Genomic DNA, 16,590 nt, shown 5'->3' with positions numbered 1-16,590 from the left:
GACAATCGCCAGCTTCACAAGGATTTGGGCGACTTTGGGGTGATAGACGGCCTTAGCCCCTAACGGTTCCCGCATTGGCGCTTGGTCTCAAAGCGGAACGGCACGTCCTGGGCCTGGAAACCGTCCGGCACGGTGAACGGCGAGGTCGCTCGCAAGGCCCGCTGCATGGCGTCGGACGCCGCCCGCCAGGTCGGATCGTTCTGCACGTCCTGAAGGCGCGGCGTGCCGATGATCTGGCCGTCGGCGCTCAGGCGCACGGTGACGCGGATGACCAGATCATCCATGCCCGGCATGTCGCAGTTGATGTTCCAGTTCGGCGTCACCTGGGCGCCCAGAGCGGCCAGTTGCGGTCCGGTGGCGCGCGGCGCGGCGCCCGCCCCCTGCTGGCCCGCGGCCGGACGGCCGGAATTCTGGGTCGGGCGCGGCGGTCCTGCCAGGGCGTCCAGGTCCAGACCCGGCGCCGGGCGCGCCGGGCGCGCCGGCGTCGCGGGCGCCTTCTTTTCGGGCGGAGCAGGCGTAGGCCGAGGCGGCGAGGTCGGCGCCTTTTTTTCCGGCGGCGTCGGCGTCGGGCGCGGGGTCGGCGCGGGCGCGGGCGTCGGCGCCTTCTTCTGCGGCGGCGTCGGCGTCGGGCGCGGCGCGGGCGGCGTCGGGCGCGGTTGCGGCTGAGGCGCTGGCGGGGTCGGCTCAGGTTCCGGCGGCGTCGGTTCCGGCAGGGTCTCGACCGGCGCCGTTTCGCCGTCGTCGGGCGAAGGCTCTTCCTGCGGATTGTCCGCCGGAGCGGCGGCGATCTCGATATCCGAGACGATCGATACCGGCACTGAGTTCACCAGCGGCTTCAGCTCGTCCTTCGACGACCACGATACGAGGGCAAGCGCCACCACCCCCGCGTGCAGGGCGATGGAGCCGAGGATGGCGGGACTGGGGCGGCGCAAGGTCCGTCAGCCCTCCGTCGGCTCGTCGGCGGCGGTGTCGGTGATCAGGTTCAGCTTGGTGAAGCCCGAGGCCGACAGGCGGGCCATCACCCGCGCCACGGCCTGATACGGCGCGCGGCCGTCGGCGCGGATGAAGATCGGCTTCTCGCGCGCCTTGTCGCCGCCTTCTTCAGCCACGCGCAGGGCCAGCTGCTCCCAGCGGACCTCGCCCTCGCCGATGAAGATGGCGCCGTTCTGGTCGATGCTGACCGTGACGGGCTTGTCGGTCGTCTCGACCGCGCTGGCCTCGGTCTTGGGCAGTTCCAGCGGCACCCCGACCGTCAGCAGCGGCGCCGAGATCATGAAGATGATCAACAGCACCAGCATGACGTCCACCAGAGGCGTGACGTTGATCTCGCTCAGCGGCCGTTTCCGGCTACGGCGACGGCCGCGTCCGCGCGCTTCTCCGCCGCCTCCTCCACCCAGGGCCATGGATCAGGCGCCCCGGCGCAGGTTCAGGTCCGCAGACGGCGGCGGGGGCGGAGGCGGCGGGGTCGCAGGCGCGCCCAGACGACGGGCGATGGCCGATTGCAGATCGTCCGCAAAGGCTTCCAGACGCCCGGTGAACTTGCCCGCCGACACCGAGAAGGCGTTGAAGGCGATATAGGCCGGAATCGCCGCCGCCAGACCGATGGCCGTGGCGAACAGGGCTTCGGCGATGGCCGGGGCCACGGTCGTCAGATTGGTGTTGCCCGCCGCCGCAATGCTGTCGAAGGCGTTCATGATCCCCCACACCGTGCCGAACAGGCCGATGAAGGGCGAAGCGGTGGCGACCACCGACAACACGCCCAGGCCGTTCTCGATCTTCTGGCTCTCGCGGGCGATGACGGAATCCAGGGCGCGGTCGATGCGGGCGATCAGCATGGAGCCTTGCGTGTCGGTCATGGCGCCGCGCGCGCGCGCCTCGCGCCAATCCTGCAGCGTCAGCACCAGCATGCGCGGCAGCGGGTCGGCCGGCTGCGGCCCGGCCTGGGCGGCGACTTCTTCCAGCGAGCGGCCGCCTTCAACCTGCTTTTCGAACTCGGTCGCGCGGGCGTTCATGCGCGAGAAACGCACCGCCTTGTCGATGATGATGGTCCAGGACCAGACCGAAGCCACGGCCAGGCCGATCATCACCGTCTTCACCACCCAGTCGGCGGTCATGAACAGCTCGATGGGGTTCAGCAGAGAGGCGTCGACGGGCGGTGTCATGCGTGGTCCTTGGCGAAGGGTCCGATCAGTCCGCCAGTTGCACCGGGCGGACATGGCGGTTTCATGGCGGCGGTCTAACCGGCGTCGCGCCCGGCGTCATCAGGCGAAAGGGTGACAACCTCGTTATTGAGGAAACAAGCGCTCCACCTCTCCCTCCCCTTCATGGGGAGGGTGGTCGCGCAGCGACCGCGTGGGGAGGGCCGGGTGGTCTTAGCCTCGGCGTCTGAATAGCCTCGCCGCCCCCACCCGGCTTCGGCTTCGCCTCAGCCACCCTCCCCATGAAGGGGAGGGAGACGTTGCGCCTATTCCGTCCCCGATAGCCAGGGCGTGACCAGCTCCACCAGCCGCTTCGTCGGCCGCCGGGGCCGTCCGTCCAGGTGGATGCAGACGGCGACGACATCCGCCCGGCACAAGGCCTCTCCGTCCCGCTCGACCGTCTGGCGGATGATCAGGCGCGGTCCCTTGATCGCCTCATAGCGGGTGCGCACCACCAAGGCGTCGTCGATGCGCGCCGGCTTCAGATATTTGATCGCCAGGTCCGAGACGACGAAGGCCAGCGGCTCATCCTGCTCCAGCAGGTCCGCATGTCCCACCCCGGCCAGACGCAAAAAGTCCGACCGCCCCCGTTCGAAATAGCGGACATAGTTGGCGTGATAGACCAGGCCGGTGAAGTCCGTGTCCTCGTAATAGACGCGCACGGGCAACAGGTGGTCGCGGCCGTCGAAACGGCCTGCGCTGGGTTGATCGGTCATGGTCGGTCAGCTCTTGCCGGCGGCGGGAACAGGGGCGTCGAAGCCCGGACAATAGCGCGATTTCAACGTCGCGAACTCGCCGGTCAGCGGATCGTGGCTCATCAGGATGCGGTTGGGCCGCGAGACGAAGGCCACCGCCTCCTTGCGGCCCTTCAGCCCGGCGTAGCCGCAGGCCGCCCGGCCGCGCCCGGCCTCGACATAGCGCACCTCGGCCTCGGCCCCCATCTGCTCGCGCACCTGAGACAAGGCCCGCTCCGCCGGCGTCGTCTGACGCGGCCCGAAGCGCGCGCCCTGATTGACGGCATAGAGGCTGAACCCGCCCAGCACCACGACAGCCGCGCCAAGCGCGACGATCATCCGGTTCATCCTGCGAGGGTGGGCCAAAACCGCCTCCTTCTGGGAAAACGGAGGATGACCGGCTTCGCCGCCAAGGTGAAGCCCTTGTTGCGAAAGAGTCGCGGCTTATTTGCCGAACAGGTCCGGGGCGGCGGCGGGCGGCGCGGCGGGTGTCTCCAGCCCAAGGTGCTCATAGGCCCTGGCGCAGGCCATCCGGCCTCGCGGCGTGCGCTGGATGAAGCCCTGCTGCAGCAGATAGGGTTCGATCACGTCCTCGACCGCGTCGCGCGCCTCGGCGATGGCGGCCGCCAGCGTGTCCATGCCGACCGGCCCGCCGCCATAGTTTTCGATCAGGGCCTTGAGGAAGCGGCGGTCCAGGCTGTCCAGTCCGGCCTCGTCCACCTCCAGCCGCGCCAGCGCCCGCGCCGCCGCCAGTTGGTCGATGGGGGTCCCTTCCGCATCGGCGAAGTCCCGCACCCGGCGCAGCAGGCGCCCGGCGATGCGCGGGGTGCCGCGCGCCCGGCGCGCGATCTCCATCGCCCCGTCCTCGGTGATGGCTGCGCCCATCTTGCGCGCCGCGCCCCGGATCACCGCGGTCAGCTCTTCGGGCGTATAGAACTCCAGCCGCAGCGGAATGCCGAATCGGTCGCGCAGAGGCGTCGCCAGCAGGCCCGCCCGCGTCGTCGCCCCGACCAGGGTGAAGGGCGCCAGATCGATGCGCACGCTGCGCGCCGACGGCCCTTCGCCGATGATCAGGTCCAGCATATGGTCTTCCATCGCCGGATAGAGGATTTCCTCCACCTGCGGGGCCATGCGGTGGATCTCGTCGATGAACAGGACGTCGCGCGGTTCGAGGTTGGTCAGGATCGCCGCCAGATCCCCCGCCTTGGCCAGAATGGGGCCGGAGGTGGCGCGGAAGCCCACGCCCAGCTCGCGCGCCACGATCTGCGCCAGCGTCGTCTTGCCCAGGCCCGGAGGCCCGAACAGCAGGACGTGATCCAGCGCCTCGGAACGGCCGCGCGCAGCGTCGATGAAGACTTTCAGATTGCCCTTAGCCGCCGACTGGCCGACGAACTCCGACAGGGTCTGGGGCCGCAAGGCGCGGTCATACTGTTCGCCGGGCGCGGGCGCGGGCGAGATGATGCGGTCGTCGGTCATTTCGCCTTCTCCCTCGAGGGGAGAAGGTGGCTCGCGCAGCGAGACGGATGAGGGTGAGGCCCGACACGGGCGCAACCTTTTCCGGAAGAGCGCGCGGACACAGCACCCTCATCCGAGCGCCTCCGGCGCCCACCTTCTCCCCTCAAGGGAGAAGGAAGCAAGAGGGCGACCCTCATCGTCCCAGCTCCTGCAGGGCCGCGCGGATGACCAGGGGCAGTTCGGCCTCCTCGCCCAGCTTGATCAGGGCGTGATCGACGGCGCGGCGGGCGTTGACCTCGGCGATGCCCAGGCCCAGCAGGGCGGCGACCGCCTCGCCCGTGACGCTGGGCGGCGGCGGGGCGGCGACGGCGGCCTCGGCGTGGACGCCCGGCGCAGTCGGGGCGAAGACGCCGTCGGTCAGGCTCTTGCCCTTCAGTTCGGTGACGATGCGCAGGGCCAGCTTTGGCCCCACGCCGTTGGCGCGGCCCACGGCGGCCTTGTCCTCACGCGCGACGGCGGCGGCCAGCTCGGCAGGCGGCAGCACGTCCAGCACGCCCAGCGCCGCCTTCGGCCCCACGCCCTGAATGGTCTGCAGCAGGGTGAAGACCTTGCGCTCGTCGCGGGTCAGGAAGCCATAGAGGCGCGGCCCCTGATCCTGGCTCCACTGGCTGTGAATGAACAGGGTGGTCTCGTCGCCCGGCGCCGGCAGGCGGCCCAGCGTCCGCGCCCCGCAGGTCGCGACATAACCCACCCCTCCGCAGTCGATCAGGCATTCCGCCTCCCCGACCTCGGCCAGAACACCCCGCAGACGACCGATCATGCCGCCCCTCTCACTGCTATCGTCTTGAACCGCCGGTGATGGGCGTGGGTGACGGCCACGGCCAGCGCATCGGCGGCGTCGGCCTTCACTTCGCCGGAAGCGGGCAGCAGCCGCTTCACCATGAAGGCGATCTGGCTCTTGTCGGCCTGGCCGGCCCCCACCACCGCCTTCTTGATCAGGGTCGGGGCGTATTCGGCGACGGAAAGGCCCGCCCGCGCCGGGGCCAGCATGACCGCCGCCCGCGCATGGCCCAGCTTCAGCGTCGAGGCCGGATTGACGTTGACGAAAACCTCCTCGATCGCCGCCTCGTCGCAATCATAGGCGGCGCAGACCTCGCCGACCTGCTCCAACAGATGCAGCAGCCGTTCGGAGAAGGGCGCCTTCTCATTGGGCGCGACGACGCCGTGCGCGATCCAGCGCAGGCGGCTGCCCTCGCTTTCGATGACGCCCCAGCCGGTGCGGCGCAGGCCGGGGTCCAGCCCCAGGATCCGAGTCGTTTCGTTCGCCATCCGTTCCTATTGCCCCAAAGAGGGTTAGCGAACAATGACCGGGCGCTCGCCGGTCAGCCTCGGTCGTCGGCAGTCGTCGGCTCAGTCGTCTCGGGGCATGACTGAAAAGCCCGCCAGGCCTGCCTGTTCGGCCAGGACGCTGGACAGGGCGTCGACCTGCAGCGGCATGGGTCCGCGCGCCTTGACGTGGTGTTCATGGATCAGGCCGTCGGGGCTGACGACGTGACCGATGCGGGTCGGTCTCAGCCCCCTGTCGGCCAGCAAGGCGCGCAGCACCTTCTCGTCCGGAGCCGCGCCGCGCGTCCAGCGCAGGGTGACGTCCATCACGCCGACGTGCGGCAGGCGCGCATCCAAAAAGCGCAGAATGGCCAGCACCAGCAGGGTCGCGCCCGCCGCGATCAGCCCCAGCTTCCACAGGCCGACGCCGAACATGACCCCGATGGCCGAGGTGGTCCACAGCGAGGCCGCCGTGGTCAGGCCGTGCACCGAGAAGCGCTCGCGGAAGATGACCCCGGCGCACAGAAAGCCGATGCCGGTCAGGATGCCGTGCGCCATGCGCGTCGGGTCGATCACCAGACGCTGCTCCGGCAGGGCGACGAACCCCCAGCTGGCCTGGTGCATGGCCGCCAGCATCAGCACGCAGGAGGTCATGCAGACCAGGATATGGGTGCGGAACCCCGCCGGATGGCCGTGATAGGTCCGCTCGATCCCGATCAGGCCGCCTGCGATCATGGCGGCCGCCGCCGGCGCCAGCAGGCTCAGATCCTCGACGCCCCAATGCGTCACGCCCCAGTCAATCGCCATGTCACAACCGCTCCCAACGACCGTTCAGGTTGAACCGCGCCGGGGCGCCGGGCAAGTCGTCAGTCGTCGCGCGGATCCACCACATAGCCGCAGACGGAAGGCAGGGCCGACAGCCGCGCCGCCAAGGCCTTCAGCGCGCCTTCGCCCTCGATGCGGACGCGCCAGCTGCGGCGCACCACGGCGCCCTCGTCGATCAGTTCGAAGCGATCGGGGGCAGACGCCGGGTCCAAGGCGCGCAGGGCGGCTTCGACCTCCGCCTCCGGCGAGGGGGCGTCGCGGCGCCATCGTACCTCTACGTCCGCCAGGGTGCGATCCGGCAGGCGCGCGTTCACCACCCTGAGCGAGATCAGGATCAGGCCCGTAATCACCGTCCCTGCCGCGCCCAGACCGAACAGCCCCGCCCCGAACAGCAGGCCGATGGCCGAGGTGATCCACAACGACGCGGCGGTCGTCAGCCCGTGAATGGAGAAGCCCGTGCGGAAGATGACGCCTGCGCACAGGAAACCAATCCCGGTCAGCACCCCGTGGGCCATGCGGGTGGGGTCGGTGACGATGTTCTCGTCCGGCAGGGCCCGGAAGGCCCAATCGGCTTGCGTCATGGCCGCCAGCATCAACAGGCACGAGGCCAGGCTGACCAGGATGTGGGTGCGGAACCCCGCCGCCCGGCCCCGCCACTCGCGTTCAAAGCCGATCGCGCCGCCGGCGACCAGCGCCCCGGCGATGGGCAGGACGATCGTTTCCAGCCAGGCCGCGTCAACCATGCTGTTCGACGTAGGCTTCGGGGTCCTTGTTGACCGGCTTGACCCCGGTGATGTGGCGGGCCTGGAAGGCGGCGTAGCGCACGCCGAGCTCATGACGCGTCTTCAGGTCGGCGTTGATGCGGAAATCCGTCAGCCCCTGACGCTCTTCCTCGCCCATGTGCTTGGAGTTGACGACGTTGGCCTCGCCCACCGCCTCGAACCAGGCCTTGCTGCCGACCTTGTGCTGGGCCACGGCCTTGACCGCGTCGCGCAGCTTGTTGTGGTCTTCGATGGCGTCCTCGGTCTCGCCCTCGACCGTGCCGTCCTCGGCGTCGTTGGCCCCCTCGCCCAGCTTTAGCAACTGGGGATAGAAATGCTGTTCCTCGGCCTCGGCGTGAGCGTCCAGGAACGCCGACAGCCGCCCCCACACCGCCTCCAGCGCCTCTACGTCCTTGCCGTCGATCTGCTCGATGAGCGAGAAGAGACGCCGCTGTTCGGCGTGGTCGTCGAGGATCAGCTGGGTGATGTCCATGGCGTAAAGCTCCCTAGCGGCCAGGCTTGACCCTCTAGAAGCCGTGGTGACGCTTGTGAGTTCCCGGCTCCCGCGCCGGCGAGAATTGAGGCATAATGGCGGCCTGGAACAAACGTCGGAGCCGTCCCATGTCTCCTCGTATCCTTCGCTTGCTTGTCATCGCCGGTCTGAGCCTGGCGGCCGCCGCGAGCGCCACCGCGTCCGCCGCCTCATTCCCCCAGGATGCTCGCGCCGACTTCATGAGCCGCTGCCGCGAGCGCGCCCTGGCGCAGAATCCTGGCGTCGACTGGGCCGACTCCTACTGCGCCGAAACCTGGCCGGCGGTGACGCGCTCCAATCCTCTGGTCGACGCCATCCTGGCCCCGTTCGTCGAGGGAACGCCCGCCGCGCTGGATCCCGCCGATGTGAAGGCGCGGACCTCCGCCGTGCGCTGGCTGCCCGCACGCCCTGGCGTCCAGGCGTTCGAAGGCGCGATCGGACCTGTGAAGGCCGTGGCGCGTCGCGCACCGGGCGCCGTGCTGGAATTGAGGTGGACCGCCGTCGGCGAACCCGTGCCCTATGAGGTCGTGGAGGCCTTGCGGACGCGCGGCGCTCGCGTCGTCCCGGTCGGTTGCTACGCCTTCGGCGCCGGCGAATCCAACACCGTCTACCGCGTCGAGGCGGCGGGACACGTCCCCTTTGCCATGACCGTCTATCGACGCGAGGCGCCGACAGGCGCCGCTTGGTCCACCCTGACGGTCACGGCGGACGCGGAACGGCGCATCCCGACGCTCGACGGCCTCAGGGCCGCCGAGCCCGACTCAGATTGGTCTGCGGACTGCAGCTAGGGATCAGCCCGCGTATTTGGCTGCGTCTTCGTCCGAGATGTTCTCGTTGGAATAGACCTGCTGCACGTCGTCCTCGGCGTCCAGCGCGTCCAGAAGCTTGAACAGGACGCCCACGGAGTCGCCCGCCAGGTCGATTTCCGATTGCGGCTTCCAGACGAGGGAGGTCGATTTGGGATCGCCCAGAACCTTGGACATGGCCTCTGCGACTTCGTTCAGGTCCTCGAAGGCGGTCCAGATGGTGTGGCCCGGCGCGTCCTCATAGATGTCCGGCTTGACCAGATCGCTCTCGACGTCCTGGGCGCCCGCCTCGATGGCGGCCTCCATGACGGCGTCCTCGGAGCCCGCTTCAGCGGGGTAATGGATCTTGCCCACCCGGTCCCACATGAAGGTGACCGAGCCGCTCTCGCCCAACGCCCCGCCGTTCTTGGCGAAGGCCGAGCGCACGCCCGAAGCGGCGCGGTTGCGGTTGTCGGTCAGGACTTCGACGATGACCTGGACGCCGCCGGGGCCGCGGCCCTCGTAGCGGATCTCCTCCATCGCATCGACTTCGCCGCCCGAGGCCTTCTTGATGGCGCGCTCGATGTTGTCCTTCGGCATCGATTCGGCCTTGGCGTTGTTCACCGCCAGGCGCAGCCGGGGGTTCATCGCCGGGTCGGGCATGCCCGACTTGGCCGCCACGGTGATTTCCCGTGACAGACGCGAAAAGAGCTTGGAGCGCACGGCATCGGCGCGCCCCTTGCGGTGCATGATGTTCTTGAATTTCGAATGGCCGGCCATGGTCTCACCCGACAGGAATTTGTAAGTTGGGGCAGGTCCTTTAATGGACAGGCTCCCTTCTGTCACCTGAGGGGAACCGCCGAACCGCGCCGGGGATTAAGCGCGGGCATGATTGGGAGACGCCGATGGCCGCCGCTGACGACACCTATCTGGACGACGCCTATGACGAAGGCATCGACCACGCCCATGCCGGCGAGATCGTACAATGGTACGCAAAGCGCCCGGTGACGGTCTCCACCGCCGCCGCCACCAGCTCCCTGGTCGGCGCCTTCGCCCTGGGGGTTCTGACCACCATCGGCGCCCTGGCCGTCATGCGTCTGTACGACCGGGACTAAGGCTCAGATTTCTTCGTCCCCGGGACGGGGAGGATGGCTGAGGCCGTCAGGCCGAAGCCGGGTGGGGGCGGCTTGGCGATGAAGGCGCGCGACTGAATAGCCAAGCCCTCCCCACCCGGTCTCCGCTTCGCTGCGACCACCCTCCCCGGGACGGGGAGGGAGAAAGGCGGCGCTTGTTTTATTTCCCCATCAGGGCCTCGACTTCAGCGCGGTCGCCCAGCGACGGCTGCGCGCCTGGTCGGGTCGCCGCCAGCGCCCCGGCCGCACAGGCGAAATGCAGCGCGTCGTTCGGCGTCATGCCCTCCAGCAGCGCGACCGTGATCGCCCCGACAAAGGCGTCGCCCGCCCCCACCGCATCGACGGCCTTGATGCGCGGCGGCGTGGCCCAGGCCATCTCGACCCCGCGTCGATACATGACCGCCCCGCGCGCGCCCTTGGTGACGACCACCATGCCCCCGCCGACGTGCAGGGCGTCGCCGTAGAACGCGGCCTCCGTCTCATTGACCACCAGCAGGTCGGCCCGGCGCAGCAGCGCCTCCGACACCGGCGCGGCCGGCGCCAGGTTGACGCAGACGAAGTCCGTCGCCCGCCCAACCGCCGCCTCGACCGTCTCGATCGGCAGCTCCAGCTGGGCGATAAGCGGGCATTCGATGCGCGCAGGCAGTTGTTCCGGCGTGGCGAAGTGGTTGGCGCCGGCGGCCACGGTGATCTGGTTCTCGCCGGTTGGATCGACGGTGATCAGCGCCACCCCGGTGGGGGCCGCAATGTCCGTCTCCACCCCCGACAGGTCGACCCCGTGGGCCAGCATCAGGGCGACCGCCGCGCCGGACATCTCGTCATCGCCCACGCGCCCGATCAAACTGACCTCGGCCCCCAGCCGGCGCGCCGCCAGCGCCTGATTGGCGCCCTTGCCGCCGGGATGTCGGGACAGGCTGGCTCCCGTCACCGTCTCGCCCGGCGCCGGCAGAGACGGCGCGGCCGCCACGAAGTCCAGATTGATCGAGCCGACGACGGTGATCCTCATGCGCCTTCTCCCAAACGCTGCTTGATCAGGGCGAAGATTCCAGCCGCATCGGCCTTGGTCGCCCAGAAGTGGTTGGCGTTCGCCGCCTCGACGCGGAACTCAACCGCCGTGTGGCCGCGGGTCAGCTCGCTTTCGGTCTCGACCGCGATTCGGCAGGGGGCCAGTTCGAACAGCTCCGGCTTCAGCAGCCAGGCCACGGTGCAGGGGTCATGCAGCGGCCCGGCGTCCCAGCCGACGATCTGACGCTCCACCCGCTGGGAGAAGCGCAGCATGGCCGCAGCCGTCCTCGCCGAGGCCGTGGGCAGGGCCTCTATGGCCGCGATCCGTTCCTCCGTCGCGCGCACCTGGTGGGTGGCGTCCAGCCCCATGACGATCATGCGGCAGCCGGAGGCGAAGACCTCGGCCGCCGCGTCCGGGTCGGCCCAGATGTTGAACTCGGCCGAGGCGGTGATGTTGCCGCCCTCTGCGCGCGCGCCGCCCATAGCCACCACGGGTCCCAGATGCGCCGCCAGCGCGGGCTCGGCGCGCAGGGCCAGAGCCAGATTGGTCATCGGCCCCATGACCGCCACGGCCACGGAGCCCGCCGGACGCGCCATCACCTGCTGCACGATGGCGCCCGCCGCTGTCCCCTCGGCGACCGGGGCCACGGGCTCGAACGGCGTCAGGTCGCCGAGCCCCTCAGCTCCATGAAACTCGCCCGCCCCGGCCGGGGCGCGGCGCAGGGGCCGTTCGGCGCCGGCATAGACCGGCACGTCCTCGCGCCCAGCGATCTGGCGCAGGATCCGGGCGTTGCGGGCGGTCTTGGCGGCGCTGACGTTGCCGCCGACCGTAGTCACGGCCAGCAGGTCGAGGTCAGGCGAGGCGAAGGCGGTCAGCAACCCGGTGGCGTCGTCCACGCCCGGGTCGCAATCAATGATCAGGCTCTGTTTCACCGGCCTGATGTGCCGCCTGCCGCGGCGCGAATCAATCGCGCTTCGCCTGAGATCAGTCTTCGCCGACCATCGAGGTCCAGGGATCGACGCGTCCAGCCTCGACCTCGGCGACCTTGACAGCGGGCCAGCCGATGCTGCTGCTGGCCGACACGCGCCAGGCGGCCGACACGAAGTCGCGCAGTTCCGACGCGCCCGCCGCCAGCCGCTCGGTGACGAAGACCGCGCCGCGCGGGTCCGTGTCGTTGAACGCGCCCGCCTTTTCCATGCGATAGAAGGGGATGACCGTCGCCAGGGTGGCGTTCAGGTGCGAGGCCGTGCGGGCCCGCACGTCGAAGCCTTCGATGCTCATCGGGATCATGGCCGCCTCGACCGCATCCTGACGCAGGGTTCGGCTGGTGAAGGCGCCTTCAAAGTCGCCGTGGGTGCGTCGCGAGGTGGTGAAACGCTCCGGATTGGTCTCGCCGGCCCAGCCGTTGAAGTGGATGGTCGTGTGGTGCGGCTGGGCCGCGTCGCCGACGAAGTGGCTCAACACCCCGATGTCGCGCAGGATCAACTGCTCGCGGCGCTGACGGTCGGCGCGATACCAGGCCTGTTTGGCCAGGTCCGTCTCGCGCGCCTCGGCGGCGCTCAGCACGCGCCAATAGGCGAAGTCGCGCTCCAGGTTCTGCCAGGCGTCCATGATGGCGTAGGGCAGATAGCCGGCCTTATCCACGTCCAGGCCGGCGCGGGTCAGGGCGGCGTCGTATTCCGATTTCAGGCGCGGCAGATCGGCCATGGTCATGCCGCGCGCGTCCATCACCCGGCCCTGATCGTCCATGTCGACGAAATGGGCGGTGTCGCGCTCGCGGTCGTGGGGCTGGCCCGCGCCCTTCCAGCGATCCGGCTCGCGCGAATATTCGCCGACGTCGGCGGCGGCCCCGGCCGTGCGCAGGAAGGCGGGCAGATCGCCCGGCAGGTGGCGCATCGCCGCCACGCCGATCACCCGATGGCCCGAACTGCCCCACGCCTCGACCTGAACGGCGGGCACCGCGACCAGCATGAGGGCCGCGGCGGAAATCATCAGTCGTTTGACTTGTCGGTTCATAGGGCGACGCCATCGGAAATTTCAGAAGGGGAAACGACGGCTTATCCCATTCCGGCGCCCGCCTCTACCCGCCCCGGACGACAGCCGAAGCGCCCATCACGCCGCCGTTATCTTGTCGTTATCGCCAGCTTTTCTTGCCAATAAAGTGTTAGCGAGAACGATCAAGTCGTTAACGACGCAGACGCTCGTCAAAGTATAGAACTTAAATCGGGTCAATACTGATATGATATAGTCATGATAGTCTGAGACCGACCGGCGATAGACTGGCCCCATTTGCGCCTTATCCACTATCGATACAGCGACTGATCTCATTCGCCGCAATTGCGCCGTAATTGGCCGTCAAAAACCGCCGTGCCGGAGCGTGTCGGGACCGGTGCTGCGTGAAGTTTGAACGATGTTGAGCACGGCCGCCGCGCTTGCCATGTTGTGGACCATGGCCTTCTCCGGGTCCGGAGAGCCTGTCCCGTACGAAACCGCCGTCGTCCGCGACGCCGCAATCGTAGAAGCCGCCGCGACGGCCCCTGGTTCCATCGAATCCGTCGAAACGGCGGATTTGTCGGCCGAACAGCTTGAGCTGATGGCCGGCGATCCCGACTGGCGCGCCTCGGCCCGCCTCTATCACGCCGGCGGCGGCGGAGCGACGGGCAACGATTCCCTGGGCTGCCGACCGATTCCGATGCGCACGGTCGCGGTGGACCCGCGCGTCATCCCGCGCCGCACCAAGCTGTTCATCCGCGAGACCGTGGGTCTGCGCATGAGCGACGGCACGGTGCACGACGGCTACTGGTATGCGTCCGACACCGGCGGCGCGATCAAGGGCGCCAAGGTCGACCTCTACACCGGCCACGGCCGCGGCTCGATGCAGCAGGCCCGGACCCTGAACATGAAGACCCTGACCATCGCCGACGCGGGCGATTTCGACGGCTGCCCCCCGGCGTGGGAAACGGCCTCGAACTAAGGCCTTTGAGCCTGACGACAAAAAGGGCGGCCGGATCGAACCGGCCGCCCTTTTTTGTTCTCCTCCCTACGCAGTGGGGAGGTGGCGCGACGCCGGAGGCGACGTGACGGAGGGGCTGCTTGGTTCCGCGCCCTAAAACCTGACCGCCCGCACAGGACTCGCCGTTCCTGCCCCTCCACCGTTTCGCGGTTCCCCTCCCCATTTCATGGGGAGGAAAGGCGCCTTCAGAACTTCCGCTTGCCTCTGACCGTCTCGAGGAACAGACGGAAATCGCCCATCAGGCTCCACAGCGGGTATTTGAACGTCGCCGGCCGGTTCTTCTCGAAGAAGAAATGCCCGACCCAGGCGAAGCCGTAGCCGACCAACGGCATGGCCAGCAGCCACCAGGCGTTGCGCGTCGCCACAAACGCCACGAAGGCCGCGATCACCAGCCCCGTCCCGACCACATGGATGCGGCGGCACGTCCGGTTGGAATGCTCATGAATATAATAGGGGTAAAAGGCCTCGAACGAGGCGTACCGCCCTTGGGGTTGCTCGATGCTCATGGGCCCCAGCCTGCCCCCGGATCGCGCCGGGGGCAAGAGAGCCCCTCTCCCCGTCATCCCGGAAGCGGCGCAGCCGCTATCCGGGACGGCTCGGAATACGGACGCCAGCCTCTGGGCGGTCCCCAGCTCTAAGCCTCGCCAGAGAGGCTTCGGCCGGGATGACGGAAACAACCGCGGGTGTTTAAGCCCGCTTGCCCTTCGGCCCCTTGGCGAAAGGCTTGGCGCCCGCCTTGAAGTCCGGCTTGCCCTTGAAGCCCGGCTTGGGCGTGAACGGCTTCTTGTCGTTCCTGTCCTTGAAGCTCGGCTTCTTGCTGAAACCGCCTTCGCCCGGCGCTGCATCCGCGCGGGGCGCATAGGGCTTCTTCTTGAAGGGGCGTTCGCCATCCGCGCTGCGGGCCGCGTCGCCGTCAGGGCTCCACGGCTTCTTCTTGAACGGCGGGCGGCTCTGGCCGTCCTCGTCGCGGCGGAAGGGCTTCTTGGCGTAGGGGCGAGCGTCGCCGTCCCGTTCAGCATTGCGATTGCGCGCGCCCTTCATCGACCCGGGCGTCGGCGCCTCGGACGGGGTGATGCGGGCCTCTTCCTTGCTCATCTCAGCCAAGCGGGCGAAGGCGTCGGCGTGGCTCAGGGCGATCTCAAACCGCGTTTCCTCCGGGAAGGTGCGGATCGAGCCGATCTGCTGCTTGGTCACGCCGCCGATGCGGCAGATCAGCGGGATCAGCCATTTCGGGTCGGCGTTGCGGTTGCGGCCGATGTCCAGGCGGAACCAGCGGACCTCGTCCGGTTGCAGGCGGTCGCCCGGCCAAGGGGCAGGGGCGTAGTCGTCGCCGCCCGCCGCATCGCGTTCGCGGCGCGGCTTGCGCTGCGGGCCTTCGCCCGGATCGCTCAGATCTTCGGGCGCCGGCAGGTTCTTGCGCAGCAGCACCAGCAGGGCGCGGGCCAGATCGTCCGGCGTGCGCTCCTTGACCAGCGTCTCGATCAGGCCAGCATCCTCGTCCGAGCCTTCCTCGGCGAAGACGGGCGCGGCCAGCAGGCGCTGTTCGTCCTGGGCGCGGATCTCCTCGGCGGTCGGCGCGCCGGACCAGACGGCCTCGACCCCGGCCGAACCCAGCAGCATCTCGGCCTTGCGGCGACGGCTGTGCGGGACCAGCAGGACCGAGATCCCCTTCTTGCCCGCGCGCCCGGTGCGACCCGAGCGGTGCAGCATGGTCGCCTTGTTGATCGGCAGTTCGGCGTGGATCACCAGACCCAGGTCAGGCAGGTCCAGACCGCGCGCGGCCACGTCGGTGGCGACGCAAACGCGGGCGCGGCGATCGCGCAGGGCCTGCAGCGCCTCATTGCGCTCGCGCTGGCCCATCTCGCCCGACAGCGACACCGAGGCGAAGCCGCGCTCCTGCAGCGAGGCCTGAAGGTGACGCACTGAATCCCGCGTCGAGCAGAAGACCAGCACCCCCGGCGCCTCGAAATAGCGCAGGACGTTGACCACGGCGCGCTCGATCTCGTTCGGCGCGATGCGCATGGCGCGGTATTCAATGTCGTTGTGCGGCTGGCTGCGGTCGACGGTGTCGATGCGCACCGCGTCCTTCTGATAGCGCTTGGCCAGGATCGCGATGTCGCGGGCGATGGTGGCCGAGAACAGCAGGGTGCGGCGCTCTTCCGGCGCCTGTTCCAGGATGTATTCCAGGTCCTCGCGGAAGCCCATGTCCAACATTTCGTCGGCTTCATCCAGCACGACGACGCGGGCGGCCGACAGGTCCAGAGCCCCGCGGTCGATATGGTCCTTCAGACGGCCCGGCGTGCCGACCACGACATGGGCACCGTGGTTCAGGGCGCGGGCCTCCTTGCGGGCGTCCATGCCGCCGACGCAGGTGACGATCTTGGCCCCCGCCTCGGCATAGAGCCACTCCAGCTCGGCCGCGACCTGCAGCGCCAGTTCGCGCGTGGGGGCGATGGCCAGCATCAGCGGCGTGTCCGCCTGGCCGAACCGCTCGTCCTCGCCCAGCAGGGTCGGCGCTGCGGCCAGGCCGAAGGCCACCGTCTTGCCCGAGCCGGTCTGGGCCGAGACCAGCAGATCGCCTTCGCCGTGGCCTTCCAGCACGGCCGCCTGGACCGGCGTGGGCTCAAGATAGCCCTTGTTCAGCAAGGCGCGGTCAAGCGCGGGATGGATCGCGGGAAAGGGCATGAAGGGCCTGGAAATTCAGATGAGGCGACCGTTAAACGGCCGCGCCCGGCGAGGCGTCGCAGCCTGCCGGGCGTCGGGAAAGGCGCTCCCTATACACGAATAACGGCCGCGGTGGGGCCGATTTTCACAAATCGACC

The 16,590-nt window shown here is 69.0% G+C and carries 20 protein-coding genes; 3 read left to right on the top strand and 17 right to left on the bottom strand.

Translation table 11 applies throughout. From position 1 onward, the window contains the following. Positions 1-59 precede the first annotated feature (59 nt). The 11 genes from ACLBV5_RS05630 to ACLBV5_RS05580 form a co-directional block, all read right to left on the bottom strand. Complete coding sequence (locus tag ACLBV5_RS05630) at positions 60-932, bottom strand: TonB C-terminal domain-containing protein (RefSeq protein ID WP_227157508.1); 873 nt, start codon at positions 930-932, stop codon at positions 60-62. Between the two features lie 6 nt (positions 933-938). After that, positions 939-1,403, bottom strand: a complete 465-nt coding sequence (locus tag ACLBV5_RS05625; protein WP_025978548.1) for an ExbD/TolR family protein — start codon at positions 1,401-1,403, stop codon at positions 939-941. Positions 1,404-1,406: 3 nt separating this feature from the next. Further along, a complete protein-coding gene (gene tolQ / locus ACLBV5_RS05620) occupies positions 1,407-2,162 on the bottom strand; it encodes a protein TolQ (protein ID WP_025978549.1) in 756 nt (251 codons plus the stop codon). Positions 2,163-2,464: 302 nt separating this feature from the next. Continuing rightward, positions 2,465-2,914, bottom strand: a complete 450-nt coding sequence (gene ybgC, locus ACLBV5_RS05615) for a tol-pal system-associated acyl-CoA thioesterase (RefSeq protein WP_303703085.1) — start codon at positions 2,912-2,914, stop codon at positions 2,465-2,467. 6 nt (positions 2,915-2,920) lie between these two features. Next, positions 2,921-3,271, bottom strand: coding sequence for a hypothetical protein (locus ACLBV5_RS05610; RefSeq protein WP_227157509.1), 351 nt, complete (start codon positions 3,269-3,271; stop codon positions 2,921-2,923). A 105-nt stretch (positions 3,272-3,376) separates the two neighbouring features. After that, positions 3,377-4,408, bottom strand: a complete 1,032-nt coding sequence (gene ruvB, locus ACLBV5_RS05605) for a Holliday junction branch migration DNA helicase RuvB (protein WP_447605066.1) — start codon at positions 4,406-4,408, stop codon at positions 3,377-3,379. Positions 4,409-4,580: 172 nt separating this feature from the next. Continuing rightward, complete coding sequence (gene ruvA / locus ACLBV5_RS05600; protein WP_227157510.1) at positions 4,581-5,207, bottom strand: Holliday junction branch migration protein RuvA; 627 nt, start codon at positions 5,205-5,207, stop codon at positions 4,581-4,583. Continuing rightward, a complete protein-coding gene (ruvC, locus tag ACLBV5_RS05595; RefSeq protein ID WP_227157511.1) occupies positions 5,204-5,716 on the bottom strand; it encodes a crossover junction endodeoxyribonuclease RuvC in 513 nt (170 codons plus the stop codon). The genes ruvA and ruvC overlap by 4 nt, the downstream gene beginning before the upstream one ends. An 81-nt stretch (positions 5,717-5,797) precedes the next feature. Continuing rightward, entirely contained in the window at positions 5,798-6,520 is a 723-nt protein-coding gene (locus ACLBV5_RS05590) for an MgtC/SapB family protein (RefSeq protein ID WP_253119865.1), read from the bottom strand. Positions 6,521-6,579: 59 nt separating this feature from the next. Continuing rightward, entirely contained in the window at positions 6,580-7,281 is a 702-nt protein-coding gene (locus ACLBV5_RS05585) for an MgtC/SapB family protein (RefSeq protein WP_447605065.1), read from the bottom strand. Beyond that, the gene (locus tag ACLBV5_RS05580) at positions 7,274-7,792 is read right to left on the bottom strand and encodes a hemerythrin domain-containing protein (protein WP_025978556.1); all 519 of its coding nucleotides are present in this window, start codon (positions 7,790-7,792) and stop codon (positions 7,274-7,276) included. Before ACLBV5_RS05580 ends, ACLBV5_RS05585 begins: the two co-directional genes overlap by 8 nt. A gap of 128 nt (positions 7,793-7,920) precedes the next feature. Here ACLBV5_RS05580 and ACLBV5_RS05575 point away from each other — a divergent pair, with 128 nt between their 5' ends. After that, the gene (locus ACLBV5_RS05575; RefSeq protein WP_447605064.1) at positions 7,921-8,619 is read left to right on the top strand and encodes a hypothetical protein; all 699 of its coding nucleotides are present in this window, start codon (positions 7,921-7,923) and stop codon (positions 8,617-8,619) included. Positions 8,620-8,622: 3 nt separating this feature from the next. On the opposite strand, the gene ACLBV5_RS05570 is transcribed toward ACLBV5_RS05575, so the two are convergent. Beyond that, a complete protein-coding gene (locus tag ACLBV5_RS05570) occupies positions 8,623-9,396 on the bottom strand; it encodes a YebC/PmpR family DNA-binding transcriptional regulator (RefSeq protein ID WP_447605063.1) in 774 nt (257 codons plus the stop codon). A gap of 125 nt (positions 9,397-9,521) precedes the next feature. On the opposite strand from ACLBV5_RS05570, the gene ACLBV5_RS05565 reads away from it, so the two are divergent. Further along, complete coding sequence (locus ACLBV5_RS05565; RefSeq protein ID WP_025978559.1) at positions 9,522-9,731, top strand: hypothetical protein; 210 nt, start codon at positions 9,522-9,524, stop codon at positions 9,729-9,731. A 178-nt stretch (positions 9,732-9,909) separates the two neighbouring features. Here ACLBV5_RS05565 and ACLBV5_RS05560 read toward each other — a convergent pair whose 3' ends face one another. From ACLBV5_RS05560 to ACLBV5_RS05550, 3 genes are read right to left on the bottom strand one after another with little or no spacing between them, the layout of a single operon-like run. Further along, entirely contained in the window at positions 9,910-10,755 is an 846-nt protein-coding gene (locus ACLBV5_RS05560) for a ribokinase (RefSeq protein ID WP_134582350.1), read from the bottom strand. Then, positions 10,752-11,687 (bottom strand): nucleoside hydrolase, encoded by a 936-nt coding sequence (locus tag ACLBV5_RS05555; protein WP_447605062.1) that lies wholly within the window; start codon positions 11,685-11,687, stop codon positions 10,752-10,754. Before ACLBV5_RS05555 ends, ACLBV5_RS05560 begins: the two co-directional genes overlap by 4 nt. Before the next feature lie 52 nt (positions 11,688-11,739). Further along, positions 11,740-12,771, bottom strand: coding sequence for a S1/P1 Nuclease (locus ACLBV5_RS05550; protein ID WP_447605061.1), 1,032 nt, complete (start codon positions 12,769-12,771; stop codon positions 11,740-11,742). Positions 12,772-13,165: 394 nt separating this feature from the next. On the opposite strand from ACLBV5_RS05550, the gene ACLBV5_RS05545 reads away from it, so the two are divergent. Then, complete coding sequence (locus ACLBV5_RS05545; RefSeq protein WP_134582347.1) at positions 13,166-13,729, top strand: 3D domain-containing protein; 564 nt, start codon at positions 13,166-13,168, stop codon at positions 13,727-13,729. A 224-nt stretch (positions 13,730-13,953) separates the two neighbouring features. Here the strand turns inward: ACLBV5_RS05545 and ACLBV5_RS05540 are convergent, their stop codons facing one another. Both ACLBV5_RS05540 and ACLBV5_RS05535 read right to left on the bottom strand, forming a co-directional pair. Then, positions 13,954-14,274: an Mpo1-like protein gene (locus ACLBV5_RS05540; protein ID WP_253119878.1), complete on the bottom strand. Its 321-nt coding sequence runs from the start codon at positions 14,272-14,274 to the stop codon at positions 13,954-13,956. A gap of 181 nt (positions 14,275-14,455) precedes the next feature. Beyond that, positions 14,456-16,453 carry a DEAD/DEAH box helicase gene (locus ACLBV5_RS05535; RefSeq protein WP_312446954.1) on the bottom strand — a complete coding sequence of 666 codons (1,998 nt, stop codon included), beginning with the start codon at positions 16,451-16,453 and terminating at the stop codon, positions 14,456-14,458. Positions 16,454-16,590: the final 137 nt, after the last annotated feature.

The sequence above is a fragment of the Brevundimonas sp. M1A4_2e genome, assembly GCF_053345555.1.
This window is presented reverse-complemented; position numbering and strand designations above follow the sequence as displayed.